Below are 26,466 nucleotides of genomic sequence, written 5' to 3'. Positions count from 1 at the left end.
GCTTGTTATGTTATCGTGCAAACAGAAAGCCGGGCCTGTTCTTGCTGCTGAATACCTGCATCATGAGGACGGCATGCAGGTAATTACCTCGCTGATCAATAACAAGAACAAAACGATCTCGATCATTTATGGAAATCAACTGGCGGCTGCTTTTGCCGGGAATGTTCAAAGAGAACACCAGGCAGGAGAAAAGTATGTGATGGTGACTTCCGATCAAAGACCCATGCCACACTGGTATGGAACGAACATGAATGGAGCTATCTTATGCGTTGAGTATGCAACGGCTGTTGTTACGGAAGAAGGAGGAGTTGGCTTTGATTATATGCGGCGGAGCGGGAATGGGAAGTTGATGACTGAAGGGGTTGATGAGACTTCCCGTATCAGGTTCATGACGGGTCAGCCTGCTGCGGTTCATCCGTGACAGGCTTAGTGGTTAGGTAGAGAGCGTACAATGATCCGCGGAAATCCTACGCCTGGCGATATAAAAGAATTTAACAGCCACCAAACTGGTATCATCGATGATACTGGTATAAAAGTGATACCATCCCGTTTTTACCTTTACAAAAATCAATAAGAAGAACAATGAAAACATTAAATGGAAAGATCGCGCTGGTAACTGGAGGTAATAGTGGTATTGGTTATGCAGCGGCCAAAGAGCTAAGAGCGCAGGGAGCGGAAGTGATCATTACCGGAAGGCGCGAAGAAGCAGTGAGGCAAGCTGCGGAAGAAATAGGTGCAACAGGTTTTGTTGCGGACCAGGGAAAGGTTAACGCTATTGAGCAGTTGGCCGGCGAGGTGAAAGAGAAGTTTGGCAGGATCGATATACTGTTCATCAATGCCGGTGTACTGGGAGGTGCAGGCATCGAAGGTGCGGCTGAAGCTGATTTCGACTATGTGATGGATGTGAATTTCAAGGGGGCTTTTTTTACACTGAGCAGATTCATTCCCTTGATCAATGATGGGGGATCCGTCGTGTTCCTTTCTTCCAATGTGGCAAGTATGAATGGTATGAATGCCTCGATCTATTCATCCAGCAAAGCGGCACTGAATGCGGTAATGAAGATCGCCGCAAAAGAACTGGCTCCGCGAAAGATCCGTGTGAATGCAGTGAGCCCGGGGCCGACGCAAACAGAGATCCTTAACAAACTCGGATTGGACGAAGCTTCAAGGAAGGGCCTGGACGACTGGATGATCGACCGGATCCCGCTAAAGAAGATCGGTAACGCGGAAGATGTGGCCAAACTGGTCAGCTATTTCTCCGGAGACAACGCAAGCTTTATCACGGGAGCCGAGGTGGTGATCGATGGAGGCATGAGCCTGTAACAAATCGCGGCTGTATGCAAATCTTCTTGAACGCAGACATGCGCAGGCGGTAAATGCCTGCGCATTCCCGTTTGAAGAACAAATCCGATAACTTAGTGGTCAACAGATATTCTAATTATGGCAATGACAGAAGATCAAATCAGAAAAGCAGGCATCGTTTTATCTAACCCGCGAAACCAGAAAGAAGAAGTGCAGGCTTTGCAGGATACGATATATGCCATCGGCGGCAAATGGCGCTTGCTGATCATCAACTCTATCTGTACAGGCAACAGGCGTTTCAGGGATATCCAGCGAAGCATCCCCGGGTTAACCACGAGGATGCTTTCCCGTGAGTTAAAAGATATGGAGGCGAATCAGTTGATCAGGCGGACTGTTACAGAAGATACGACTGTTACCGTCGAATATTCGGAGACTGACTACTGCTTATCCTTCGGCGCGATCATCCTTGAAATGATCATCTGGGGTAAAATGCATCGGGAAAGAATTAAGAAGACCATGCGTGCGGTAAAAAAATAGTGCGATGATCCTCCCGGGGCTGGCTGGTTCACCTTCCTGATCGTCTAGTCAGCGCCTTTATTTGTCCGTTCCGGAAGATCAGTTCATTCCATAGGTTTAAGGCATGACTACATTTGTTTTATCACGCTGATCGCAGGGTCAGCAAAAACAAATCAACCATTTTTTAAAGACATGGATATGCAGAACATTTTTAACCGCCGCCGGTTTTTAAGTCTCGCGGCCCTCGGTGCAGCTTCAACACAATTGCTGGGAATTAAAGCATTGCATGCGTCGTACGAAGTACAAACGGAAAAAAATATTATGACGCTTCCAGTTTTGAGGGAGTTCGCCAGTATAAAACAGGTAAAAACTTCAATACTGGACATCGGGTATGCAGAAGAAGGCCCTGCCGACGGAGCTGTTATCATACTTCTTCATGGCTGGCCGTATGATATCCATAGTTATACCGATGTATCATCATTGCTGGCCGCCCAGGGGTTCCGCGTGATTGTTCCTCATTTGCGGGGGCATGGCACCACTACTTTCCTTTCAAAAGCTACTCCGCGCAATGGGCAACAATCGGCCATCGCGGCGGATATCATTGAGATGATGGATGCGTTGAAGATCCGCAGTGCGGTGATTGGCGGGTTTGACTGGGGCGCCAGAACAGCCAATATCATTGCTGCTTTATGGCCGGAAAGATGCCAGGCGCTGATAGCTGTGAGTGGCTACCTGATCGGCAGTCAGCAAGCCAATCAGAAACCCCTTTCGCCAAAGGCGGAGTTGAGCTGGTGGTATCAGTATTATTTCGCCACAGACCGTGGCTATAAAGGATATATGGAGAATCGCAATGAATTTGCAAAACTGATCTGGCAAACGGCTTCTCCGAAATGGAATTTTGATGATGCCACGTTCAACCACTCTGCCGCTTCGCTGGCAAATCCCGATCATGCAGCGATCGTGATCAGTAACTACCGTTGGCGGCTTGGACTGGCTGATGGAGAAAGTAAGTACGATCTGTATGAGGAGAAGCTGGCTGCCTTCCCGGATATCCATGTACCAGCGATCACTATTGAAGGGGATGCTAATGGAGCTCCGCATCCCAATCCCGCGGACTATGCGCGCCGTTTCAAGGGCCCGTACAAGCATATCACGTTGACGGGAGGGGTGGGGCATAATCCGCCGCAGGAAGTACCGGGAGCATTTGCAGACGCTGTGCTGGAAGCGATATCGATGACACACAAGTAACTGCTTCCTCCTGGGCTATTCAGGCTTATTTTGACAGCGATGAAAAGAGACGCATGAATGCCGCTTATATTTGAGTGCAAAATGAATGACTTTAACTGAAATGAAATGAATGAAACCGGTATCATTAGAAAGATAAAGATCTCCCCCGGAATTATCTGGGGTAGTTCGGTCTTTATCGGATTATTATCATCCGTTCCCCAGATAGCCGCTCTTCATTTTAATCCATTGGAGGCAGCTGTGAATGCAGGGATTACCACGGCATTTGCACTGGTGATGTGGTATTTCAATATTTTCATTCTGACAAGGCAGCCGGATGGCAAAACAAGGCAAACCATATCGTACTCCCGCCTGTTCAAAAGTTTGTTGTTCGGTATGGTGGTGATGTTTGCCCTGGCATGGATCCAGCAATTGATACTGTCGCACATAAATTTTGGTCCGGTGATGCTGATGGTGGAGGTACGGGGAATTCTGATCAATCTTGTGTTCTATATGTTCCTTCATCTCGTGCAACAGAACTATGAGAACCAAACAGTCAATATGGAACTGGAGCGGATGAGGAGTGATAATCTTGGTGCGCAGTATGAACTGCTTAAGCAACAGGTGAATCCTCATTTCTTATTCAATAGCCTGAATACGCTGAAGTCAATGGTTGAAACAAGCGATAAGGACAGTGTTGATTTTATTCTTAAGCTGTCCAATTTTTACAGGTTCACTCTCGAAAGCCGTAAGCTGGACCTGATACCTGTTCATGAAGAAATGGAGATCGTTAAAGCCTATTTATTTCTACAGATGGCAAGGTTTGAAGGTGGATTCAGGTTTCAGAATGATCTCGACGAAACAGTAATGGATACGCTCATTCCTCCCTTCACCCTGCAATTGCTCGTGGAGAACTGCATAAAGCATAACGTAGTGTCGCTGGATAAACCACTGGAGATCCGGTTGTATAACGAAGCGGATAAAATTGTGATGGCGAACAGGATCCGTTTGAGATCGGGTGAGGGTAATTCGCTTGGCGTGGGCCTGAAGAATATACAACTACGATATGATCATTTATTGAGCCGGCAGGTGGAGGTACTGAACGACGGCAATATTTTTCAAATCAAACTTCCTGTAATTTATGAACATAGTCATCATTGAAGACGAACTTAAAACAGCACGGTCTTTAGAGAGTATGATATTGAAGCTCCGCCCTGGTGCAAAGATCACTGGCCAGTATCAAAGTGTGGAGAAATCTGTAGAAGCGTTGCTGTCTTCACAGCCCGATCTGATCTTCATGGATATTCAGTTGGCAGATGGGCTTTCTTTCGAGATCTTCAAATCTGTTAAGATCAACTGCCCGGTGATCTTTTGCACTGCCTTCGATGAATATTCACTGGAAGCTTTCAAGAGAAATGGTGTGGACTATGTGTTGAAGCCATTTTCAGAAAAGGATATTGCCGACGCCTTCAGCAAAGTAGATGAGTTGAAAAATTTTTTCCAGCAACAGGTGGTGCCTGATCTGAATGGTCTTCTGGCTAAACTGAATACACCCTCCGGCAAAACGAGCTTTCTTGTTTTTCATAATCAGAAGTATACCACTGTGCAAACAGAAGATATTGCTTTCTTTTATGTAAAGAATGAGGGGACGTGGATCCAGTGTTTCGACAAGCAAAAATTTGCGATCAGTCAGTCGCTTGATCAGATCATGGCATTGGTTTCATCTAAACAGTTTTTCCGTGTTAACCGGCAATACCTTGTAAATTTCAAAGCGATCAGGGATGTGGAGCATTATTTCCTCCGGAAGTTATTTGTGAAACTGACGGTGGATACTCCGGATGTTTTACTGATCAATAAAGAGAAATCACAGAGTTTTCTGTCATGGATGGAAGACAGATAAAAGAAGTGTTGATTATTTTGGTCGCTGAGTGGCGTAGGTTCTCTCAGATTACGCGGATAAGAAAACCGCAGATGCGCAGATAGCTCTCTTACGAACAGACTTTATCTGCGCATCTGCGGTTTTCTTATCCGCGTTCGTCTGCGGGAACCATTTTTGCCCACTTTGGGGCATGTTCCGATCATGAAGACATCTTGTTTGATCATTTCAATGACCGACGTTGAATTTCGTCCGCCCCTATTTCCCATTGAAGGACCGATATGTCCACTACACGGGATTCAACCCGATCGGGAACGTCGCGCATAAATAGTTTTGTGTCAAATAAATTCAACAAGATGAAACTATTCAGAATTCCCTTTATCATTGTTATCACATCTCTGGTATTAACGGGGCTTTTATTTGCAAACAAAACTGACACATCCGAAGCAGTCCCGGCTTTTCCTGAACCCGGCTTTGCCCTCCTCGAACTTTTCACTTCAGAAGGGTGTTCCAGTTGCCCGCCTGCAGATGAACTGATGAACCGGATACAGCAGTCTGCAGGAGACAAGCCGGTATATGTACTCGCCTATCATGTTGATTATTGGGACCGGAATGGGTGGAAAGATGTTTTTAGTGATCCCGCTTTTACAGAGAGGCAATACCAATACAGTCGCAGATTTGCAGACCAGGTATACACACCACAGGTGATCGTAAATGGCACAACCGAGTTTGTAGGGTCAGATGCGGAGGCAGCTGATATCGCGATCAGCAAAGCGCTGGCAACATCTTCGGCCGGTTCTCTCTCCGTTACCGCATCGATAGAAAATGATTCGTTGAAAGCCAGTTACCAGGTTGAAAGCAGGCGGAGTCATCTTAAGCTGATGATCGCCGTAGTGCAGAAGCATGCGACGAGCGGAGTAAAGGCCGGCGAGAATAAAGGAAGAACGCTATCTCACTCGCAAATTGTTCGGAGGCTGCACAGTTTTGATATCGATGTTGCTCCAAAGAATCAGTTCAAATTGGAATTGCCACGGGATTTCAATATTAATGAGTGGGAACTGATCGGCTTCCTCCAGGACCGGGCAACCGGTGTGATCTATGCTGCAAAGCGGATTACTATCTGATTAACATGATCTATCGCTGGGCAGATTGTTTTTGATCAGCGATTGCCGACTGGTCTTAGTATGGTTCGTTTGACTTTCAACAGAAAGCAGCAGTGGTCTCCAATGGCCGGCCACTCTGCTATTTGCTTCTTAATGCCGCTTATCGGATTCGCTGAAATGCGTCATTGGCCCATGGGTTTATCCTCCATTATCCCGGTCAACCCTGATCAAAGTCATAAAGTCTGCAGCAGATATTAACTAAGTTCGTGTTTGAATTCAAAACATGATCAATGAGCCATACCAGGGATAAGGTGAACAAAACAATTGATCAAATTAAAGGTGTCGAACACGGATTCAAACATATCTGTGCTGCGGGTGACAGCATACTGGCCGACGCTTCTGCTGATCATTTTGCCCTCGCAACAACATACCTGAAAGATGATAGTTACCAGGTAAGAATGCTGGCAACCTATCTTTTGGGACAACTTTCCACCGTTAATGTGAAGGCCTTGAAGGTGCTCGAAACAAAAGTGGCGGCGGACGACAACTGGCGTGTGCAGGAAATGCTGGCCAAGGCATTCGATCATTATTGCCACTCTAAAGGATATAAGGAATCTTTGCCGCTTATTAAGAAATGGCTTTCGGCTAAAGATCCGAACCTAAGAAGGGCGGTGGTGGAAGGCCTCCGGATCTGGACCGGCCGGCCTTTCTTCAAAGAAAACCCGGAGATAGCGATCCAACTCATATCCCAACTAAGGGTCAAAGCTGATGAAACAGAGTACCTGGTAAAATCCGTTGGCAATGCGTTACGGGATATCCGGAAGAAGTACAAGGATCTTGTGGACCGGGAAATTGCGGGTTGGGATGTAACCGATAAAACCGTTTCAGCGATAAAGAAACTGATCGAAGCCAAAAAATGAAGTTTCGGAGATCGTAAGGTTCCCGCAGATCAAGCGCAGATCAAGACGCAGATGCGCAGATCAGTCGCGGATGACAGAGAGATATCTGCGTATCTGCGCCGCTATCTGCGCAAATCAGCGGGAACCTTATCTGCATGATCCATCCGCGAAGAGCGGGCCGCCCTTCCATCCAGCACAACCGATTGCGACCAATGTCGGAAAAGGCCTCATTATATTAGGTTGAATATCAATGCTGAAATTATTCAATTATACATTTGTTGTAGAGGATTAGACAAAATTATCAGGTATGCCGTCGCTATAGCCTTATTTTCATCGGGTATTTCCGGTTATTCTTTCCACCGGAGCTAAAACGATTGCATTATGTTTCCAAACAAGCCAATCCGATCAGTGCCTGACTGGCGCCGGATCATCCCGGTCTCTCTTACCGATTCTTTCCCTGGCTACTTTAACCTGATCCATCAGCCTAATTAAATATGATGAAGAAAATACCGGGCAGTCTGTTATACAGGTATCTCTGTGTATTTATTGCCATAAACCTGCTCTGCTGTAACGCGTCATTTTCCCAGGAACTTCCCTTTCGTAATGCTGCACTGACTTCGGAAGCGCGCGCGAAAGATCTGATCTCGCGAATGACCCTCCAGGAAAAAGTACTCCTGATGCAGGACCAGTCGCCCGCCATTCCGCGGCTGGGTATTAAAAAATTCAACTGGTGGAGTGAAGCGCTTCACGGCCTGGCCAATAATAATGGTGTTACTGTTTTTCCCGAACCGATAGGGATGGCGGCTTCGTTCAACGATTCACTGGTGCAGATCATCTTCGACGCCGTATCCGATGAAACGCGGGCCAGGTATCACGAAACGATCCGCAATGGTGGCGAGAATAAACGGTTTTTAAGCTTGTCGGTTTGGACGCCCAATGTCAACATCTTCCGCGACCCGCGCTGGGGGCGGGGGCAGGAGACATACGGCGAAGATCCCTATCTCACCACCCGCATGGGTGTATCCGTAGTCAAAGGTCTGCAGGGTCCACCCAACGCAAAATACCGGAAGCTGCTCGCCTGTGCGAAACATTATGCCGTGCATTCAGGTCCGGAATGGAGCCGGCATGAACTGAATCTGAATGCGGTTAAACCCCGCGATCTCTGGGAAACCTACCTGCCCGCTTTCAAGGCCCTGGTGCAGGATGCTGATGTACGCCAGGTGATGTGCGCCTATCAGCGCCTGGATGATGAACCCTGCTGTGCAAATAACCGCCTGCTGCAAAATATCCTTCGCGAACAATGGGGCTTTAAACATCTGGTTGTCTCCGATTGTGGTGCGATCACGGATTTTTATACCAGCCATAAAGTATCGTCCACTCCTTCACACGCTGCTGCGAAAGGCGTCCTCGCCGGAACAGATGTGGAATGTGTATGGGAAGGATACGCGTATGCGAATCTTCCGGATGCAGTGAAGAAAGGATTGATCAATGAAAAAAAGATCGATGAAAGCCTGCTGCGTGTACTGATAGGGCGCTTTGAACTCGGTGAAATGGATCCCGATGGCATTGTGCCATGGGCCGCTACACCGGCATCAGTGATCAACAGTAAAAAACATCAGCAACTGGCACTAGATATGGCGCGGCAGTCCATGACGCTTTTGCAGAACAACAATAATCTTCTTCCACTGAGCAGATCCGCGAAGAAGATCGCTGTGATCGGGCCCAATGCAGATAATGAACCGATGCTGTGGGGTAACTATAACGGTACGCCGGTCAGCACTGTGACCATCCTCAAAGGCATTCAGTCCAAACTTAAACCCGGCAATGTATTCTATAATAAAGCCACAGATCTTGTGGAGAACAAAGTGACGGAAACTTATTTCTCCAAACTTTTGCACGAAGGCAAAAAAGGCTTCAAAGCAACTTACTGGAACAACAAAGAGAGAAGTGGTCAGCCCGCGATCACCGTCCAGGTAACTGAACCCTTGAAGCTGACCACGGCAGGCCAGCATGAATTTGCTTCGGGTGTGAAACTCGAGGGTTTCTCCGCTTTGTACGAAGCAGAATTTACCGCACCTGAAACGGAAGAAGTAGTCTTCAAAGGTGGCGCAACCGGTGAATTTGAATTACTGGTGAATGGCCAGTCTCTTGTAAAATATACCAACTGGAGAACCGTACCAGCCCGATTCCCTTATAAAGTTGAACGCGGTAAAACATACAAGATCGAGATCCGCTTCGCACAGTCGAACAACTGGCAGGCCAATCTTGAAATTGATTTTGGTAAAGAGAACCCGATCGATTTCGGCCTGCTGATCGATCAATTGAAAGGCATTGATGTCGTGGTATACGCCGGAGGCTTGTCCACCTTGCTGGAAGGTGAAGAAATGCCTGTGTCTTTCCCGGGTTTTAAAGGTGGCGACAGAACAGATATCGAATTGCCCGAAGTGCAGCGCAATTGCCTGAAAGCATTGAAAGCAGCGGGTAAGAAAGTGATCTTCGTGAACTGTTCCGGTTCCGCGATCGCATTGACACCAGAAACAGAGAGCTGCGATGCGATATTGCAAGCCTGGTATGGCGGGCAATCAGGCGGGCAGGCTGTAGCAGATGTACTCTTCGGTGATCATAACCCATCAGGTAAATTGCCTGTTACATTTTACAGGAACACCAAACAACTGCCCGACAATTTTGAAGATTATTCATTAAAAGGAAAGACCTATCGTTTCATGAACGATGCGCTTTTCCCTTTTGGATACGGATTGAGCTACACAAGATTTGCGATAGGTGAAGGCCGTCTCTCTTCATCATTCATCAAACAAAATGATCAGCTTACACTGACCGTTCCGGTCAGTAACAACGGCAAACGCGCAGGTACGGAAGTATTGCAGGTTTATATCCGGAGAACAAATGATACAGAGGGCCCTCTGAAAACAATGAGGGCATTTAAAAAGATAGAGTTGATGGCGGGTAAGTCGGCCAATGCCGTGTTGTCTCTTCCGTATAATTCCTTTGAATTTTATGGTGAGCAACAACTTGAAATGAAAGTAATACCGGGACAGTATGAGATCTTATACGGAACGAGTTCTGCGGATAAAGATCTGCGTAAACTGACAGTGTCTGTTCAGTAGATCCTTCGTTTATAAATAGTGAAATAAAATTGATCATTAAACCACCGCTGAGTGAATAAATATATACGGTCGTTGGTCCTGGTGCTTCTGCTGCAATTGATCAGCGGTGGAAAGGTCTTTTCACAAAGCATCACTATACAATCGCCCGATAAAAGGATCAAAGCTGAACTGCTATGCCAGCAGCAAAACAATACAGGTGAGTGGTACCTGAAAGTTTCCTATCAGCATAATAATACAGCAGTAACAGCTATTCCGCGTATTGATCTCGGGTTGATCCGCAATGACCAGGATTTTTCCAAACAGTTAAAGTTCATTAGAGCAGGCAAGCCGGCGTTGCTGAAAGAACAATACACGACGGTGCATGGAAAAAGATCCGTTCACAGCAATACGGGCAACCAGGTGGTAGCCAGCTTTGAAAATCCTTCAAAAGCAAAGCTCAATATTATCATAGCCGCTTACAATGATGGGGTTGTTTTCCGCTATGAGTTTCCTGATAAGCAGGGAAGTTTCGTGGTGAAGGATGAACTGACAAGCTATAGCATCAGCCGCGAGACAACAAGATGGCTGGAGAAATGGAATCCCGCGAATGAAGGTTATTATACGGAAATGAAGAATGCACAGGCTACTCCGGGCGAGTGGTGTTATCCGGCATTGTTCAAATCGACCGACAGCACCTGTTGGTTTTTACTGCATGAAGCTGACCTGGATGAAACCTACTGCGGAACAAAGCTGAGCAATATGGCTGATTCATCGAAATACAAATTAAGCTTTCCGAACCCTAAAGATGGGAGAGGGCAGGGAGAGTCAACGCCCACGATCAATTTGCCGTGGAAGTCGCCCTGGCGTGTGATCAATATCGGAAGCCTGTCAGATATTGTTGAATCCACACTGGTGGATGATGTGTCGCCGCCATCACGGATCACGAATACTGCGTGGATCAGACCGGGATTGGTATCCTGGAACTACTGGTCAGACAATCACGGTACAAAAGATTTTAAAACGGTTTGCGAGTTTGCCGACCTGGCTGCGGCGATGGGCTGGCCATATACTTTGCTCGACTGGGAATGGGATGCCATGGGCAATGGCGGAAAGCTTGAAGATGCAATCAGGTATATTCATGCCAAAGGGGTTAAACCGCTTATGTGGTATAACTCTGGGGGCAATCATACATGGGTCAATGCCACGCCGAAGGATCGGATGCTGACCCATGAGAATCGCGTGGAAGAATTTGCAAAATTGAAAAAGCTTGGTGTGGACGGGATCAAAGTGGATTTCTTTGAAAGCGAGAAGCAGGATATGATCAAATATTATCTCGATATTGTCCGCGATGCTGCGCAATTCGAGATCATGGTTTATTTCCACGGCTGTCTTGTACCGCGTGGATGGGCAAGAACATATCCGAACCTGATGACGTATGAAGCGGTGAGAGGAGCTGAATGGTATAACAATGTTCCTGACTTTACGAATGCTGCCCCTTCACACAATACCATTCTTCCCTTCACCAGGAATGTAGTGGGGGCGATGGATTATACACCGGTAACATTCACCAATTCACAACATCCGCATATTACCTCGTATGGACATGAACTTGCCCTGAGTGTATTATTCGAATCGGGACTGCAGCACCTTGCTGATCGTCCCGATGGTTATTATTCATTGCCGGATGCGGCAAGAACTTTTCTGCGTGATGTGCCCAATGCCTGGGATGATATTAAACTGCTGGATGGTTATCCCGGCCAGGAGATCTCTATGGCGCGCCGGAAGGGCGATAACTGGTACGTAGGATCCATCAATGGCCAGAACCGTGAAAAGAAAAAGACCATCAAACTTGATTTTTTACAGGAAGGAGTGAAGTATAAAATGATACTGATCGCAGATGGCAAACATGATAAAGAGTTGTTGCCATCTTATCGCATGGTGCAGCGATCGGATTCCGTTGATGTGCGTCTCTTGCGTCGCGGCGGCTTCGCAGCATCCTTCAAACCTGTTCAATAGGAAATTATAAACCTGGTACAACAAGATGAGATCATTATTTATTTTTTGTTTATTCATTCTGCCGTGTTTTGTGTCAGCGCAGGTCTATCGCGGCCATGAAGTGAAACGGGATCGGCTTTCAATTCGTCTGGGGGAAGGAGTACTGAATATCCATCCACTGGCAGACAGAGCGATCAGGGTACAGTGGGAAAAAAATGGTGTGAAAGAAGAGCAACAATTTGTGCTGAATGCGCTGCAGAAAAATATAGCGTTCAAAGTATCAGCGGAGGGACAAAAGCTCCGGTTAAGCACAAGGTTTGTATCAGTGTATTTTGATAAACAAACCGGCAGTATTGAATACAAAGACGCGGCAGGTAAAACCTTTCTTCGCGAAAAAGCCGGAGGCCGCAGGTTGCAACCGGACACGGTTGCGGGACAATCCTGTTTTATTGCAGAACAACAATTCGAATCACCTGCTGATGAATACCTGTTTGGATTAGGGCAGTTCCAGGATGGTCATTATAATTTGAAAAATATCACGCGTCAACTGATACAGGTGAATTCACAGATTGCGATCCCGTTCCTTTATTCAAGCAAAGGATATGGCATCTTGTGGCATCAGTATGGGATCACTGATTTTAATCCTGCTGACAATCGCATCACGCTAATAAAGACGGATACTTCAGCGGCCGGTGGCGGAGAATTGGAAGTGACGACCACAGCGGGGACTCAGAAAGTATTTCGCCGCCAGGCGTTGTATTCTGGTGAATTTAATATGCCGAAAGATGGTGCCTATACCATCATGCTTGATCTCGGCGGAATGGATAGCCGGCACCTGGTAGTGATTGATGGCGTGCCCCTGATCGATCAGTCAAATCAATGGCTGCCACCTGCCGCCAGTAAAAATATACGGTTGAAAGCAGGACGGCATAAAGTGCAGGTGGTGTGCCAGGGCAATAATCGCCCTTCGCTCTCCTGGAAGATGACGGAAGATGTAACCACGTTCCGGTCACCAAATGCAAAATCGCTCGACTATATCGTTCTCCAGGGCAATGGTGCTGATGAAGTGATCGCGGGTTACCGCAATCTCACCGGCAATGTACCGATGTTACCACTTTGGGCGTATGGATTCTGGCAATGCCGTGAACGTTATACATCAGGTAAACATCTGGTGGAAACGGTGCAGGAATTCCGCAAGCGTAAACTTCCTGTTGATGTGATCGTGCAGGATTGGCAATACTGGGGGAAATATGGTTGGGGTGTTCCTAAGTTTGATGAAGCGAACTATCCTGAACCGGAAAAATTCATACGGCAATTACACGATCTTAATGCAAAGTTCTCTATCTCTGTTTGGGAGAATCTTGATAAGAAATCTGAGGTCGCGAAAGATTATCTTGATAAGAACCTGTACATCCCGAACAGCCCTTGGATAGATATTTTTAACCCGCAAACGCAGCAAACGCATTGGAATGCATTAAATAAAAACCTGTTTGCTTATGGTGTAGACTCCTGGTGGATGGATGCAACCGAGCCCGAGAATGATGCGTTGAAAGGAAAGCAAACTTTTTTTGGTCCCGGTGAATTTTACCGTTTGGTCTATCCCTTCTTCGTCAGTAAAGCAGTGTATGATGGTCAGCGTATGACTGATCCGAATAAAAGAGTTGTGACATTGACGCGTTCGGCTTTTCCGGGACAACAACGTTTCGGGACGATCAACTGGTCTGGCGATATTGGTTGGGATTGGGATGCGTATAAGAGACAGATCGTGGCAGGACTGAATTTTTCGCTGACCGGTATGCCTTACTGGACAACCGATATCGGCGGATTCTTCCGGCCGGGCAGAACGCAATACACGGATCCAAAATATCACGATATTTTATTGCGTTGGTTTCAATGGGGTGCTTTTAATACCATCTTCCGCATGCATGGGTATCAGACCGAGACGGAGCCGTGGAAATATGGTGATACGGTGATGAATGGCATGCGTGCCATGCTTGATCTTCGTTACCGTTTAATGCCGTACATTTATTCCGAAGGATGGCAGATCTCCAGCAAAGGCTCAACGATGATGCGCCCGATGGTGATGGATTTTAAAAATGATACGGCTGCGATCTCACAAGCCTACCAGTATATGTTTGGTAAAGCTTTTCTTGTGGCACCGGTCACTTCGCCGGGAGTAAAAGACTGGCCGGTGTATCTCCCCGTCACTGCAGGTGGGTGGTATGACTTCTGGTCGGGGCAGCATTTCAACGGTGGACAAAGCGTTGCTGTCAATGCTCCGCAGGACCGGCTACCATTGCTCGTAAAAGCCGGATCTATTGTTCCTATGGGGCCATTTATGCAATATACTGGAGAGAAGAAAACGGATACTTTGGAGATCAGGATCTATCGCGGTGCTGATGGCCAATTTACCCTGTACAATGATGAAGGTGATAATTATAATTATGAGAAAGGTAACTACCAGGCGATCCCTTTTTCCTGGAATGACAAGTTGAATACACTAACGATTGGGGCGCAGGAAGGAAAATATATGACCACCAGCAAACAGTATGTTTTTAAGCTCGTGCCCGCAGATCACACAAATGGTTATGGCGTGGGGGAAAGCCGGTCCCTGAAAACAATCACTTATACGGGTAAGAAAACAGGTATTTTATTGGGCAATGAATAGGTGGGCCGGCTCTGCCTATACCGCTATCGGCGGATATTCTTAAGAAACAAAAAACGAATGCGAATGATAGTAATGAAATTCAGCAAACATGTTTTCACCGTATTTTTTATGGTAATCATGCTGCAGTGTATTGCACAGGACGTTCAGCAAACAGAACGTGGAGTAAAGCTGGCCTTGAACACAACAACTGTTGAACTGCAATTTTATAACGCATCGACTGTTCGTGTATTGAAATATCCTGCAGGGAAAGAAACGGATCCGAAAAGTTTGTCGGTGATTGCAACGCCGGTAAAGGTGAATGTTTCCCTGAAGCGTTCAGCAGGAACAGTAACCGTTAGCAGTGGTCAGGTGAACGTTGCTGTTAATTTGAGTGACGGGCAGGTCAGTTTTCTCGGTCAGAAAAGCAAAACTCCTTTGCTGAAAGAGAAAGCCGGAAGTACATCGTTTGAGCCATTCAATGATGCGGGCGTAAGTTCTTATGCGATCAAACAGGCTTTTGAGCTGGATCCGGAGGAAGCGATCTATGGCCTCGGTTCACAACAGCGTGGCAAGATGATCCAGCGTAACCTGAAGATGAATATGGTGCAGGGTAATACAGACGACTATGTACCCTTCTTTCAATCAGTAAAAGGATACGGCCTTTTCTGGGATAATTATTCTCCTACAATATTTGAAGATAATACAGCCGCAACTTCATTCAGTTCACAAGTGGGTGATTGCGTCGACTATTACTTTATGTACGGCGGTAATGCAGACGGCGTGATCGCACAGATGCGCAGCCTCACTGGTCAGGCTCCTATGTTCCCGCTATGGACTTATGGTTTCTGGCAAAGCAGGGAGCGTTATAAGAGCCAGGCCGAATTGGTTGACGTAGTGCGAAAGTACAGGCAGCTGAATGTGCCGTTGGATGGTGTGATACAGGACTGGCAGTATTGGGGGAACAACTATCTCTGGAATGCAATGGATTTTCTGAATGTGGACTTTCCTGATCCCAAAAAAATGGTGGAAGATGTTCGCCGGTTAAATGCTCACATGATCATTTCGATCTGGTCGAGCTTCGGGCCGCAAACATTACAGTATAAAGAACTCGAGAAGATCAATGCGTTGTTCAATTTCAAAACATGGCCCGAATCGGGTTCTGAGAAATGGCCACCCAACCCGAACTATCCCTCTGGTGTACGGGTGTATGATGCATACAACCCGGCAGCGCGTGATATCTATTGGAAATACCTGAAGAATATGCATTCGATCGGTATAGATGGCTGGTGGATGGATTCCTCTGAGCCGGATCATTTCAATGCGACGGATGCTGATCTCAATACAAAAACGTTTCTCGGTTCTTTCCGTCGCGTCCGCAATGCTTATCCGTTGATGACGGTTGGTGGTGTTTATCAGAATCAAAGAAAGGTTGATAACAGCAAACGTGTCTTCATCTTGACGCGTTCGGCCTTTGCAGGTCAACAGCGTTATGGTGCCAATACATGGTCGGGTGATGTCGTGTCTTCCTGGGATGCTTTGCATAACCAGGTCATTGCAGGATTGAATTTTTCATTGACAGGCATTCCGCATTGGAACAGTGATATCGGAGGATTCTTTCTTTGGAATTTCAGGAGAAAACTGGATGATCCGGAATATCGTGAGTTGTATACGCGCTGGTTGGAATTCGGTGCATTTAACCCCATGATGCGTTCCCATGGTGCAGATGCGCCGCGAGAGATCTATCAGTTTGGTAAGAAAGGAGACAAGGTCTATGATGCTATAGAAAAGTTCATCCGGCTTCGGTATACTTTGCTGCCTTATATCTACTCCACCTCTTACCAGGTAACGGCCAATCAATCGAGCATGATGCGTGCACTGATGATGGACTTTCCTTCGGATAAGAATGTTCTTCCGATCAGCGATCAGTTCATGTTTGGAAAATCGTTACTGGTTTGCCCTGTAGTGAAACCGATGTATGTAAAGAAGGTTATCGCAGGAAAGGATACAACTATGGCGGAAGATTTCAGTACGGTCAGAACAAGAGATGCCTACCTGCCAGCCGGCAGCAAGTGGTTTGATTTCTGGACCAGTGAGCCAAACAACGGAGGACAGTGGGTGAAGAAGGAAACGCCGATCGATATCATCCCTGTTTTTGTAAAAGCTGGTTCAATTCTTCCTGCGGGGCCTTCCGTTCAGTATGCCACTGAAAAGAAATGGGATGAGTTAGAGATCCGTGTATATCCCGGCGCAGACGGTGAGTTTGTATTGTATGAAGACGAGAACGATAATTACAACTATGAGAAAGGGGTCTTCTCAACCATCACTTTCCGCTGGGATGATAAGAAAAAGATATTGACGATTGCGGACAGGGCGGGCGCATTTCCGGGAATGCTTTCCAACAGAAAATTCAATGTGACCTTAGTGCAGCAGCAGGCTGGTAAAACCTCGAACGTTAATTATGCGGGGAAACAGGTAAAAGTGAAACTGTAGGAAGGTCGCCAAGATTTTGACAGCCTCTTCATTTTGCTAAAGAATTTTTTAGCGGATCAGATCATTCTGAAGATCAATCGCTGTAGCCTGTATTTTTTTAAGCCGCAAACAGGAAACAAATGAACTATCAAACTTTTCAACCGCATAATGACTTAGCCCCACTTATCAAATGCTACTGGACATTGGAAAGCCCAAAGCAAGATAAATCCGAAAAGCAAACGATCGTTCCCGACGGCTGCATGGAAATGATTTTTCATTATGGCGATCTCTATAAGCAATACACTGAAAACTGCAATAGTATCATTCAGCCTAAATGTTTTGTCATGGGGCAACTGACACGACCGCTTGAAATAGAACCAACCGGGGAGACCGGCATATTTTCTGTTCGCTTTCAGCCTGACGGATTCTTGCCTGTTACTACGATTCCGATAAAGGAAATGGAAAATACAGCCGTGTCGTTGGAGAAATTGTTTGGTAAGAGCGGGCAGGAGATCGAACAAAAGATCATAAATGCGAACTCCACAATGGAAAGGATTGAGCTGATCGAAACATTTTTACTGGAACGTTTGTCGGCCAGCGAAACCATTGACCGCATCGTTAAATCAACAGTTGAAACGATCCTGACAGCCAACGGACAGCTTTCTATAGATGAACTTTCCAGGCAGATCAACACGAACCGGAGACAACTGGAACGAAAGTTCTCGTCAGCGATTGGTTTAAGTCCCAAACAGCTTTCCAAAACCATAAGATTACAGGCCACGCTAAAAATGCTGCTCAATAAAAAATTTACCAGCCTTACCGCCCTCGCATACGAGAATGAATATTATGACCAGGCTCATTTTATTAAAGACTTTAAAGAATTTACAGGATTTACACCCAAAGAATTTTACGGAACGAACCTGAAAATGTCCTCTCTTTTTTACGGTACGGATTAGTCTTGTCGCATTTTTACAATTTTTAGTTTCAAATGCAAATCAACTTTGTGGCCTGACATAAATAATTAACAATGGAGAATTTAATCACCTGGTTTGAGATTCCGGCAACAGATTTTAACAGGGCCGTGTCTTTTTACACATCCGTTCTGGATCTGGAAATCAAAGAGACCGACATGTTTGGTACCAAAATGGGCTTTTTCCCAACCGATGGAACAAACGTTTCCGGAGCGATCGTGCAGGGCGATGATTATAAACCCTCAGAAGAAGGAGTGGTTGTATATCTGAATGGTGGGAATGATCTGCAGACTGTATTAGATAAGGTAGGGAAAAACAAGGGGACAGTAATTGTTCCCAAAACCCAGATCAGTCCTGAAATGGGATATTTCGGTATGTTTATAGACACAGAAGGTAATAGACTAGCTGTTCATTCAATCAATTAACAACATGAAAAAAGAAATGAAACTTTTCATTGTTATTGTCAGCCTCGTTTTTATTTATGCCTGGACGACAAAGCCGGCAAGAGATATCAAGAAAACGGAATGGCTGATCGGAACCTGGGAGAACAAGACCCCAAAAGGAACTATTTACGAAACCTGGAGGAAAGTGAGCGCAGACGAATTCTCCGGGAAGAGCTACATCCTAAAGGATCGGGATACTATTGTTTTTGAAACAATACGACTGGTGCAGGAAACAGACGGATTGTTTTATGTCCCCACGGTTAAAAATCAAAATGATGCTTTTCCTGTTCGATTTGCCGCCACAACTATTTCAGCAACTAAAATGGTGTTTGAAAATCCCCAACACGATTTTCCAAAAACAATTTCGTATACCCAAATTGCTACAGACTCATTAGTTGCGGAAATAGGAGGGAGTAGAAACGGGCAGGAGCGCAGACAAGCTTTTCCCATGAAACGAATCAGGTAAAGTTCATGCAACGTTGTTATGAGTGAAGTATTTTTCCGAAGTGACCGTTAACAAAAACGACTATTCTCTTTAATCCTCGACCTAACAGGTATTGAACCGACGAACAGTCAGGAGTCCTGCTTAGGCAGAGACATACGTATCTCTCCCGGATAACACACGGAGATCCGTTTTGTCAGCTGTAACCGGCAGGCGAATATGGTTGCCCATAAAGCACCACGCGTGAAGTAATAGCTCCCTGTTTTGTTGAATTACGGATATTTTCGAGCAGTATATTCCGGGAAGGCTGCCGCGTGAATACGTCTATCCAACCCACAATGGTAAATCGGACCAAAACAAGGCTGAATAGAAGGAACAGGAAAGAATTACTGAAACAATCAAACACAAAAATACCGCTAGGGTGAACATCCGCTGGAAGGTATACAACGAATCCGTCAGTCTGAATGAGATTGGTTTGCGCAAAATTGTCTTTCCTGCGATAGTGATCCCCAATAAGCCTAGCATAAGTTTCCTGTGGATTACGCAGATTTTATCCTTACCATTATCGTACAGTGTTGATTCATATGGATAGCCTGTATTTGAAATCTGCGCACTCCAAAAAAAAGAAGTATTCATTTACTAAGCGATATTGCAACCACGGTGGAGGTAAAATCAGCGAAATCTTCGGAAACCTTACGCAGGGCATACTCATGAGTTCGTCGCCGCGAAGAAGTCTCTATCGTAAGTCACACACCTTTGCGCAGGCTTTCTGCATAGGCATCAGGTAGCGCACTATTCTCAACCGCTCTTGCAGCTTTCTCAATATCATAGTCGAACCGGACGAATTCAACCTGTACCGTTTCTTTTGAAAAAATGCTGCTGTCAGGATGGATAGTAAGGAGCACATAACCGCCGCGACTATCGCCATCTTTTGGTTTACCGACAGATCCTATATTGATCGCATGCCGATAATGTTCGTTTTCTTCCGGAATCGAAGGCAGGATCCGGTGATAAGGTTTGTGCGTGTGTCCAAAGCATAAAATATCCGCACCGGCATCCTGCATGATCCGTAACATGCTTTTTTCTTCCCGGTCTTCAAACAGGTATTCATTGATACGTCGCGGGCTGCCATGTACCAGTAATAAATTCAGCTTGTCATTGTTCAACTGAAACTCAACGTTGATATGAGCGGGTAAGGTGCGCAGATATGCGCGCTCCTGTTCATTGATAAGTTGGTTGGTCATGCTGATAGAGATCGCGCCATTAGCCTTTTCTTCGTCTGACTTATAGGCGCAACCGCAATCATTGCTTTCCCTGCCAATCCCAAAATCATAATTTCCTGCAATAGTGGGGATCTTTCTTTTTCTGATCTCATTGATCACTTCGTTGGGCCAGATATTGTAGCCAACCAGATCTCCGAGGCAGTAGATCGCATCTGCCTGCTGCTTTTCTACATGGTCGAAAAAGGCTTCCAATGCCGGCAGGTTGGCATGAATGTCACTGAATAAAGCAATTCTCATAAAAAATATAAATGGATTTAGTTTTATTGATTCATGATGGTTGGGTATTTGCGTCTTTCGGAAGATAATATTTCCGCCGGAGCCAGAACGCTACATTCACCAGGGCAATTAACGCCGGCACTTCCACCAATGGTCCGATAACTCCGGCAAATGCCTGACCGCTGTTAATCCCGAAAACTCCAATAGCCACCGCTATAGCGAGCTCAAAATTATTGCCTGCTGCAGTGAAGGCGATCGAAGCGTTCTTCGAATAGTCTGCCCCGAGAGCTTTGCCGATGAAGAAACTCACCAGGAACATGATCGCGAAATAGATCATCAGCGGAATCGCAATGCGTACCACATCCATTGGGATCTTAACGATCAATTCTCCTTTCAGGCTGAACATAACAATAATTGTGAACAGCAATGCTATCAAAGTGACAGGAGAAATAAGAGGAACAAATTTGTTTTGATACCATTCTTCTCCCTTTAACCTAAGTAAGGCGAAACGGGTCAGGATACCTGCGGCAAAAGGAATTCCTAAATAGATCGCTACACTTTCTGCAATCTGGCCAATGCTGATATCGACGGCTGCTCCCGTCATTCCAAACAGCGGCGGCAACACGGTAATGAACAGGTAAGCATAGAAGCTAAAGAAGATCACCTGGAAGATGCTGTTGAGGGCAACCAATCCCGCTGCATATTCCCTGTTCCCTTCCGCGAGTTCATTCCAGACGATCACCATGGCGATACATCTTGCAAGTCCGATCAGGATCAGACCGGTCATATAAGCGGGGTGATCCTTCAAAAAGATGATTGCCAGAAAGAACATCAATAGCGGTCCGATCACCCAGTTGAGTAACAGGGAAGTTCCAAGGATCTTCACATTCTTAAATACTTCGCCCATCTTTTCGTAACGTACTTTTGCCAGCGGAGGATACATCATCAGTATTAGCCCGATCGCCAGCGGGATATTTGTTGTGCCAGATGAAAAAGAATTGATCCAGGCCGAAGAGCGGGGAAAGAAATAACCAATACCCACTCCTGAAGCCATCGCCAGAAAGATCCACAATGTCAGGTAACGGTCGGGAAAACTTAGTTTTTTCCGTTCAGCAGCGGGTGCGCAATTATTAGCACTCATGTATGTGTATTTTTTGAGACAACGGCCATCATCCAGTGGCCATCGGGCATCTGTAGCGTTTTAACTGTATGAGCTTTCATCGGATCAATCGCAGCAACCGGGTGCGCAGCACGCAGTTTGCCCGCCCGGTTTTTTTGCAAACACCGTAATGCTGTAGATGCCGGTATCACTTTGTTTGAAAGCGGTCAACTGTTCTGCATCGAGGAATTGAGAAAGGATGTCATCCGGAACGATGATCTTTTTTTCCTTTTGAACTGTGATGTCACTGAAACCGGTTTTTTCAATCAGGGAGAGATAGTCTTTTTTCTGGATAGCACCGGATACGCAACCGGCATACATTTCTGCGGCTGTTTTAATGTTCAACGGCAGATCGCCCTCCAATACGATATCGGAAATGCTGAAGTGAGCGCCGGGCTTCAGTACGCGGAATATATCTTTTATCACTCCTTCCTTATTCGGAACAAGGTTCAGCACACAGTTGCTGACGATCACGTCTGCAATACTATCATTCACCGGCATGTGCTCGATATCTCCCTCGCGGAATTCTACATTGTGAAAGCCAAGTTTTTCCGCGTTAAGCCGTGCTTTGCTGATCATGGCAGGGGTGAAGTCAATGCCAATTACTTTTCCGGTTTCACCTGTCTCCGCGCGTGCAATAAAGGCATCGTTGCCGGCGCCGGAGCCGAGATCTACGACTACATCACCCTTTTTGATCCTTGCAAATTGAGTGGGAAGACCGCAACCTAAACCCAGGTCGGCATCGGGAGTATACCCCTTCATGTCACTGTAGTCGTCCGTCATGATATTATACACTTCTGTTGAGCAGCCGCCTGAACCGCAGCAGGAAGCAGCGTTCTCTTCTTTATCCTGGAGGGCAATTTCGCTGTACTTCTGCCGTACCAGTTCTTTTAATTGTTCGGGTGTTTCCATGTTTGTGATCTTTATTGGTATAACGCAATATTGCGATGAATAAGTTCAAAAAAAATCAGCAGCAGTTATTGCTGATCTCCATTGCAAAGAATCCTTCGAGGGCTGTTTTGTATTGTTTCCAAACTTTCGGATCGATGCAATAGCATACACTGGTTCCTTCGATCGTACCCTGGATCAGACCGGCGTTTTTCAGTTCTTTCAAGTGCTGGCTGATGGTTGCCTGGGCCAGTCCCAGTTCTTCCACCAAGTCACCACATATACAGGCCTGCGCTTTGATGAGGTGCTGAATAATAGCAATCCTGGCCGGATGAGCGATTGCTTTCAGCATTGTGGCCAGCTTATTCTGCTTTTCAGTGAATATTTCCGTTTTTGTAAGTCCCATTTATATCGCAATATTACGATGTATTTTGAATCCGGCAATTTTTTTTGAAAGTTTCTTACAAGTACAGGGGACTTTGTGAATAAGCGGTCGATTTTTTGCTGTTTACAGTAATCAACTCCTTCGACTATGCATCAAACATGGATCAATGAGATCAGGGTGAGCGATTTTGGCCAGCAATTCCGGTTCACCGCCGTTTCGGAAAAGGCAAATCGTAAAGGGACTTTTCGGTTTGATTTTTCTGAACCCGAAAGGGGATTTGTCATATCTGTTGAATATGATGAACATAACCACGATGAAAGATATCGTTGCAGCATTTATCCGGATGATGCATTGAGTTATCCCTATTTGATCGAGATCTTCAACAAATATCTGCGCCCGGCAATTGAAGAGAACAGGAATTTGTGGTATACCGGACAATGATTAGGCAGTCTCAAACACAACTTACCCGGGCCGCCAGATCAGCAGATTAAGTCGCCTGGCGTAAGGTTCCCGCAGAGTTCGCAGATCTTGGATCACTACCAGCGACACATGTTTCAAAAGCAGTAAAAACCTTTATTGGATCCGCAGATTCACCAATGGCTTCCGGATTCAGCTAATTGTCTGCGGGAGCTATACGTCCGGGTAAAGAATATTCATCATCTCAAATCAAAGTCAGGTAATAGTAAAGACCAAATCAGCGAAATCCGTGGAAATTTTATACTGTCCTTGAAAAAAGATCATCCTGAGGCTTTACAACCTGATTCGGGCTTTTGCGATTTGCGCCCACTTTTTTATGTTTGGCGGGAAAATATGCTTAACCATGAAAAATCCTGTTGGTTAGGCGTAAGGAGCAGCGATTATAAGTATTGTCCTACGGATCAATAGCAATCCCTGAAAACCTATCTTTGCCGCTACAGAAGGATTAAACGTACAACGCATGCGCCGCTCTCAAACGGATGTATCCCCGGATATACTGACTACCTACTTCAACAACATACTTCCGTTAAGTGCGGAAGAGGTTGCGTGGGTTGCCGCCTCGTTTCATGCCCGGCTCTACCGCAAAAAACAGTACGTACTTCAGGAAGGAGATTCGTGCTTGCATTTCAATTTTGTAGTACGCGGTTGCCTGCGTTTGTACAAAATCGATGAAAAAGGCGCCATACATACTTTGCAATTCGCTCCGGAGAATCATTGGATCAGTGACCTTGGCAGTTTTCATGGCCTGAAGCCCACCGCGTTATCGATTGATGCACTCGAAGATACGGTGGTGCTGCAGATCACGCGTGATGAATTAGTCAGACTCTATGAGAAGTCTGTCCGGTTAAATCGCATCTTTCGTGTGCTGGTGGAAAACGCCTTTATCAATCTGCAGGAGCGTTTACTGCACAATATCAGCTCGACAGCGGAGCACCGCTACCAGGCATTTCTGGACCGTTATCCCGAGTTAAGTGCTCGCTTGTCGCAGGTCCAGATTGCCAGCTATCTCGGTGTAACTCCAGAGTTCTTAAGCCGCCTCCGCAATCAGAAAGCAAAGCAGGGATCAGACAATTCTTAAACTACATCAAGTCTATTTATTGAACAAGATCATTGGTTGAACACACGGTATGGCCGGAGCTTTGTACCCGGAAGCAAATCAAACCTTCCCCCAAAAACAATGACAAAGACTTCAACCATCGCCGTGGTCGGCCTGGGTAGTATTGGCCGGGTAGTGGCGGCAAACATCGTGAAAGCAGGGAGCCCCGTCCTGGTAGCAGAAAGAACACTGGCAAAAGCGCAAAAGACCGCTGATGAACTAGGGTCGCTTGCTATACCGCTTGAGATCAGGGACGCGATTGCGAAAGCGGACATCATCGTCCCCGCCATTTATTTTGATGGTATTCAACAATTTTTGAAAGCTTACGCAAGCGAACTGAACGGCAAACTCATCATAGACCCATCTAACCCGATCGCCCCTGATGAAAAAGGTGGATTTAAAAAGATCATTCCGCAGGACCAGTCTTCAGGACAGGTACTCGCCTCAATATTGCCAGCCGGAGCAAGGTTTGCTAAAGCATTGGGAAGCCTCGGTGCCGAATCATTGAGTGCTGCTGCATTTGGCTCACCTGAGCAAGCCGTGTTATTTTATGCAGCAGATGATGCAGCGGTCAATGGACCTGTTGAAGACCTGATCCGTGCTGTAGGTTTTGAACCACTGCGCATTGGCGGCATCGACCAATCCATCCGGATGGAAGTATTCGGCGATCTGCACCAGTTTGGCGCACTCGGCAAGACGGTAACCCTGGCAGAAGCCAAAACAAAAATTTAAGCATGCCTGTAGAGCAAACACGAACCATCGCTGAGGTTCTACATCATCATCTCTCGGCATTTGGATCAAATGACCTGGAGGCCATTTTAGAAGATTATTCGGAAGAATCGGTGATCCTGACCAAAGATGGTGCGGTTGTTGGTCTGGCCAACATCAGAACGTTCTTTGAACATTTCTTCCAATTGATTCCTACCGGTTCATCCTTTGAGATGATCCGGCAGGAACTCTCCGGCCCGGTCGCTTATATTGCCTGGAGCAGCGAATCGCCAACGGCATCTATACCGATGGGTTCAGATACTTTTATTATAGAAAAGGGAATGATCCGCTATCACACCGTCGCGGATCATCGCATTCTTCCGTCAAGATGAATAAAACGCCTACTATAATCACCGTCCTGGCCCTTGCACTTGCCGGTTGCAACCAAAAGTTCAGCTGGCAGGGCGGAGCCTGGCAACCTATTAATGTTAAGGCTACTGTTGTAGATTCTGGTAGTGAACAAATACTGAAAGTGGAACGCGACCTTAAAGCCTTACCATTTGATACTGCAAGGCTGGCGGCAACAGTCGACCAGCCGACGTATGTGAAATGGCTTGCCCATGATGTGAGTGCAGGAGTGATCGAAGTTAAGGTGTTCAGCCGGATAAAACCTGATTCACCCTTTAAACAGGCGCGTGGTTTTATTGGTCTCGTTTTTTATATCGGAGAGGATGATAAGGCTTTTGAATCCGTTTATCTTCGCCCTTCCAACGGACGATCAACGGATTCTGCCATGCGAAGCCATGCCGTTCAATACTTTGCTTACCCCGATCATAAGTTTGATCGCCTGCGCCGTGAAGCGCCGGGCATTTATGAATCAGGGGCGGACATAGGCCTGAATGAATGGATCAGCCTCAGACTGGAGATTACAAAATACGCGCGACGCTTATACATCAATGAAGGGAAAATACCTGTCCTGAGCGTCATGGAGCCGCGCGGTACTCAATCGTATGGTGCGATCGGGCTTTGGGTTGATATTGGGACCGAAGGGTACTTTAAGGAGTTTAGATTCATCCCGGCTAAATGAAACATGTACAGAACCAATAAGGATTCCTGCAACGCGATTACTATCCCACATTTGCGGCATCCTAAACTATGTTCACCGTTCACCCGGCAGGTCCAGCGTTTACCATCAACAATCGCTATCTTCAGATACTCAAAGTGTCTTTATGGGGGAGATTGCCTGTAAAGAAGGATGAGTAA

The 26,466-nt window shown here is 46.2% G+C and carries 24 protein-coding genes; 20 read left to right on the top strand and 4 right to left on the bottom strand.

All coding sequences use genetic code 11. The features are described 5' to 3' along the window. Window positions 1-7 precede the first annotated feature (7 nt). From LZZ85_RS18690 to LZZ85_RS18620, 15 genes are all read left to right on the top strand, one after another. Window positions 8-421: a hypothetical protein gene (locus LZZ85_RS18690; RefSeq protein WP_237874868.1), complete on the top strand. Its 414-nt coding sequence runs from the start codon at window positions 8-10 to the stop codon at window positions 419-421. A gap of 161 nt (window positions 422-582) precedes the next feature. Further along, window positions 583-1,323 (top strand): SDR family NAD(P)-dependent oxidoreductase, encoded by a 741-nt coding sequence (locus LZZ85_RS18685; protein ID WP_237874867.1) that lies wholly within the window; start codon window positions 583-585, stop codon window positions 1,321-1,323. A gap of 123 nt (window positions 1,324-1,446) precedes the next feature. Further along, window positions 1,447-1,839 carry a winged helix-turn-helix transcriptional regulator gene (locus tag LZZ85_RS18680; RefSeq protein ID WP_237874866.1) on the top strand — a complete coding sequence of 131 codons (393 nt, stop codon included), beginning with the start codon at window positions 1,447-1,449 and terminating at the stop codon, window positions 1,837-1,839. A 177-nt stretch (window positions 1,840-2,016) separates the two neighbouring features. Continuing rightward, window positions 2,017-3,066 (top strand): alpha/beta fold hydrolase, encoded by a 1,050-nt coding sequence (locus tag LZZ85_RS18675; RefSeq protein WP_237874865.1) that lies wholly within the window; start codon window positions 2,017-2,019, stop codon window positions 3,064-3,066. Between the two features lie 105 nt (window positions 3,067-3,171). Beyond that, a complete protein-coding gene (locus tag LZZ85_RS18670) occupies window positions 3,172-4,203 on the top strand; it encodes a sensor histidine kinase (protein WP_237874864.1) in 1,032 nt (343 codons plus the stop codon). Continuing rightward, entirely contained in the window at window positions 4,184-4,942 is a 759-nt protein-coding gene (locus LZZ85_RS18665) for a LytR/AlgR family response regulator transcription factor (protein ID WP_237874863.1), read from the top strand. Before LZZ85_RS18670 ends, LZZ85_RS18665 begins: the two co-directional genes overlap by 20 nt. 332 nt (window positions 4,943-5,274) lie before the next feature. Continuing rightward, on the top strand, window positions 5,275-6,042 hold the full coding sequence (locus tag LZZ85_RS18660) for a DUF1223 domain-containing protein (protein ID WP_237874862.1): 768 nt from the start codon (window positions 5,275-5,277) through the stop codon (window positions 6,040-6,042). A 269-nt stretch (window positions 6,043-6,311) separates the two neighbouring features. Beyond that, window positions 6,312-6,941: a DNA alkylation repair protein gene (locus LZZ85_RS18655; RefSeq protein ID WP_237874861.1), complete on the top strand. Its 630-nt coding sequence runs from the start codon at window positions 6,312-6,314 to the stop codon at window positions 6,939-6,941. A gap of 473 nt (window positions 6,942-7,414) precedes the next feature. Continuing rightward, a complete protein-coding gene (gene xyl3A / locus LZZ85_RS18650; RefSeq protein ID WP_237874860.1) occupies window positions 7,415-10,045 on the top strand; it encodes a xylan 1,4-beta-xylosidase in 2,631 nt (876 codons plus the stop codon). A gap of 51 nt (window positions 10,046-10,096) precedes the next feature. Beyond that, window positions 10,097-12,040: a glycoside hydrolase family 97 protein gene (locus LZZ85_RS18645; RefSeq protein ID WP_237874859.1), complete on the top strand. Its 1,944-nt coding sequence runs from the start codon at window positions 10,097-10,099 to the stop codon at window positions 12,038-12,040. Between the two features lie 25 nt (window positions 12,041-12,065). Continuing rightward, window positions 12,066-14,687 carry a glycoside hydrolase family 31 protein gene (locus tag LZZ85_RS18640; protein WP_237874858.1) on the top strand — a complete coding sequence of 874 codons (2,622 nt, stop codon included), beginning with the start codon at window positions 12,066-12,068 and terminating at the stop codon, window positions 14,685-14,687. Window positions 14,688-14,750: 63 nt separating this feature from the next. Beyond that, window positions 14,751-17,156 (top strand): glycoside hydrolase family 31 protein, encoded by a 2,406-nt coding sequence (locus LZZ85_RS18635; RefSeq protein ID WP_237874857.1) that lies wholly within the window; start codon window positions 14,751-14,753, stop codon window positions 17,154-17,156. A 119-nt stretch (window positions 17,157-17,275) separates the two neighbouring features. Then, a complete protein-coding gene (locus LZZ85_RS18630) occupies window positions 17,276-18,091 on the top strand; it encodes a helix-turn-helix transcriptional regulator (protein ID WP_237874856.1) in 816 nt (271 codons plus the stop codon). Between the two features lie 71 nt (window positions 18,092-18,162). After that, on the top strand, window positions 18,163-18,531 hold the full coding sequence (locus tag LZZ85_RS18625; RefSeq protein WP_237874855.1) for a VOC family protein: 369 nt from the start codon (window positions 18,163-18,165) through the stop codon (window positions 18,529-18,531). A gap of 4 nt (window positions 18,532-18,535) precedes the next feature. Beyond that, complete coding sequence (locus LZZ85_RS18620) at window positions 18,536-19,015, top strand: DUF6265 family protein (protein WP_237874854.1); 480 nt, start codon at window positions 18,536-18,538, stop codon at window positions 19,013-19,015. 722 nt (window positions 19,016-19,737) lie between these two features. On the opposite strand, the gene LZZ85_RS18615 is transcribed toward LZZ85_RS18620, so the two are convergent. From LZZ85_RS18615 to LZZ85_RS18600, 4 genes are all read right to left on the bottom strand, one after another. Beyond that, complete coding sequence (locus LZZ85_RS18615) at window positions 19,738-20,511, bottom strand: metallophosphoesterase family protein (protein WP_237874853.1); 774 nt, start codon at window positions 20,509-20,511, stop codon at window positions 19,738-19,740. A gap of 31 nt (window positions 20,512-20,542) precedes the next feature. Then, the gene (arsB, locus tag LZZ85_RS18610; protein ID WP_237874852.1) at window positions 20,543-21,631 is read right to left on the bottom strand and encodes an ACR3 family arsenite efflux transporter; all 1,089 of its coding nucleotides are present in this window, start codon (window positions 21,629-21,631) and stop codon (window positions 20,543-20,545) included. An 84-nt stretch (window positions 21,632-21,715) separates the two neighbouring features. Continuing rightward, window positions 21,716-22,561, bottom strand: a complete 846-nt coding sequence (locus LZZ85_RS18605; protein ID WP_237874851.1) for an arsenite methyltransferase — start codon at window positions 22,559-22,561, stop codon at window positions 21,716-21,718. 55 nt (window positions 22,562-22,616) lie between these two features. Then, window positions 22,617-22,943, bottom strand: coding sequence for an ArsR/SmtB family transcription factor (locus LZZ85_RS18600; RefSeq protein ID WP_237874850.1), 327 nt, complete (start codon window positions 22,941-22,943; stop codon window positions 22,617-22,619). Between the two features lie 126 nt (window positions 22,944-23,069). Between LZZ85_RS18600 and LZZ85_RS18595 the strand changes: the two genes are divergently transcribed. The 5 genes from LZZ85_RS18595 (at window position 23,070) to LZZ85_RS18575 (ending at window position 26,290) form a co-directional block, all read left to right on the top strand. Then, entirely contained in the window at window positions 23,070-23,363 is a 294-nt protein-coding gene (locus LZZ85_RS18595; RefSeq protein ID WP_237874849.1) for a hypothetical protein, read from the top strand. Between the two features lie 496 nt (window positions 23,364-23,859). Next, entirely contained in the window at window positions 23,860-24,477 is a 618-nt protein-coding gene (locus LZZ85_RS18590; protein ID WP_237874848.1) for a Crp/Fnr family transcriptional regulator, read from the top strand. Between the two features lie 99 nt (window positions 24,478-24,576). Next, entirely contained in the window at window positions 24,577-25,227 is a 651-nt protein-coding gene (locus LZZ85_RS18585) for an NADPH-dependent F420 reductase (RefSeq protein ID WP_237874847.1), read from the top strand. A gap of 2 nt (window positions 25,228-25,229) precedes the next feature. After that, on the top strand, window positions 25,230-25,595 hold the full coding sequence (locus LZZ85_RS18580; protein WP_237874846.1) for a YybH family protein: 366 nt from the start codon (window positions 25,230-25,232) through the stop codon (window positions 25,593-25,595). Next, entirely contained in the window at window positions 25,592-26,290 is a 699-nt protein-coding gene (locus LZZ85_RS18575; protein WP_237874845.1) for a hypothetical protein, read from the top strand. Before LZZ85_RS18580 ends, LZZ85_RS18575 begins: the two co-directional genes overlap by 4 nt. Window positions 26,291-26,466: the final 176 nt, after the last annotated feature.

The sequence above is a fragment of the Terrimonas ginsenosidimutans genome, from assembly GCF_022012415.1.
Lineage (GTDB): Bacteria > Bacteroidota > Bacteroidia > Chitinophagales > Chitinophagaceae > Terrimonas_A > Terrimonas_A ginsenosidimutans.
The sequence above is the reverse complement of the archived record's forward strand: the minus strand, read 5'-3'. Positions and strand labels throughout refer to the sequence as shown.

Bases quoted from the DNA above. Each gene is read 5' to 3' on its own strand.
- LZZ85_RS18580 (WP_237874846.1), top strand. From the start codon at position 25,230: ATGCCTGTAGAGCAAACACGAACCATCGCTGAGGTTCTACATCATCAT.
- LZZ85_RS18615 (WP_237874853.1), bottom strand. From the start codon at position 20,511: ATGAGAATTGCTTTATTCAGTGACATTCATGCCAACCTGCCGGCATTG.
- LZZ85_RS18630 (WP_237874856.1), top strand. From the start codon at position 17,276: ATGAACTATCAAACTTTTCAACCGCATAATGACTTAGCCCCACTTATC.
- LZZ85_RS18670 (WP_237874864.1), top strand. From the start codon at position 3,172: ATGAATGAAACCGGTATCATTAGAAAGATAAAGATCTCCCCCGGAATT.
- arsB (WP_237874852.1), bottom strand. From the start codon at position 21,631: ATGAGTGCTAATAATTGCGCACCCGCTGCTGAACGGAAAAAACTAAGT.
- LZZ85_RS18665 (WP_237874863.1), top strand. From the start codon at position 4,184: ATGAACATAGTCATCATTGAAGACGAACTTAAAACAGCACGGTCTTTA.
- LZZ85_RS18590 (WP_237874848.1), top strand. From the start codon at position 23,860: ATGCGCCGCTCTCAAACGGATGTATCCCCGGATATACTGACTACCTAC.
- LZZ85_RS18675 (WP_237874865.1), top strand. From the start codon at position 2,017: ATGCAGAACATTTTTAACCGCCGCCGGTTTTTAAGTCTCGCGGCCCTC.
- LZZ85_RS18660 (WP_237874862.1), top strand. From the start codon at position 5,275: ATGAAACTATTCAGAATTCCCTTTATCATTGTTATCACATCTCTGGTA.
- LZZ85_RS18680 (WP_237874866.1), top strand. From the start codon at position 1,447: ATGACAGAAGATCAAATCAGAAAAGCAGGCATCGTTTTATCTAACCCG.
- LZZ85_RS18600 (WP_237874850.1), bottom strand. From the start codon at position 22,943: ATGGGACTTACAAAAACGGAAATATTCACTGAAAAGCAGAATAAGCTG.
- xyl3A (WP_237874860.1), top strand. From the start codon at position 7,415: ATGATGAAGAAAATACCGGGCAGTCTGTTATACAGGTATCTCTGTGTA.
- LZZ85_RS18640 (WP_237874858.1), top strand. From the start codon at position 12,066: ATGAGATCATTATTTATTTTTTGTTTATTCATTCTGCCGTGTTTTGTG.
- LZZ85_RS18655 (WP_237874861.1), top strand. From the start codon at position 6,312: ATGAGCCATACCAGGGATAAGGTGAACAAAACAATTGATCAAATTAAA.
- LZZ85_RS18620 (WP_237874854.1), top strand. From the start codon at position 18,536: ATGAAAAAAGAAATGAAACTTTTCATTGTTATTGTCAGCCTCGTTTTT.
- LZZ85_RS18585 (WP_237874847.1), top strand. From the start codon at position 24,577: ATGACAAAGACTTCAACCATCGCCGTGGTCGGCCTGGGTAGTATTGGC.
- LZZ85_RS18635 (WP_237874857.1), top strand. From the start codon at position 14,751: ATGATAGTAATGAAATTCAGCAAACATGTTTTCACCGTATTTTTTATG.
- LZZ85_RS18605 (WP_237874851.1), bottom strand. From the start codon at position 22,561: ATGGAAACACCCGAACAATTAAAAGAACTGGTACGGCAGAAGTACAGC.
- LZZ85_RS18575 (WP_237874845.1), top strand. From the start codon at position 25,592: ATGAATAAAACGCCTACTATAATCACCGTCCTGGCCCTTGCACTTGCC.
- LZZ85_RS18595 (WP_237874849.1), top strand. From the start codon at position 23,070: ATGCATCAAACATGGATCAATGAGATCAGGGTGAGCGATTTTGGCCAG.
- LZZ85_RS18625 (WP_237874855.1), top strand. From the start codon at position 18,163: ATGGAGAATTTAATCACCTGGTTTGAGATTCCGGCAACAGATTTTAAC.
- LZZ85_RS18685 (WP_237874867.1), top strand. From the start codon at position 583: ATGAAAACATTAAATGGAAAGATCGCGCTGGTAACTGGAGGTAATAGT.
- LZZ85_RS18690 (WP_237874868.1), top strand. From the start codon at position 8: ATGTTATCGTGCAAACAGAAAGCCGGGCCTGTTCTTGCTGCTGAATAC.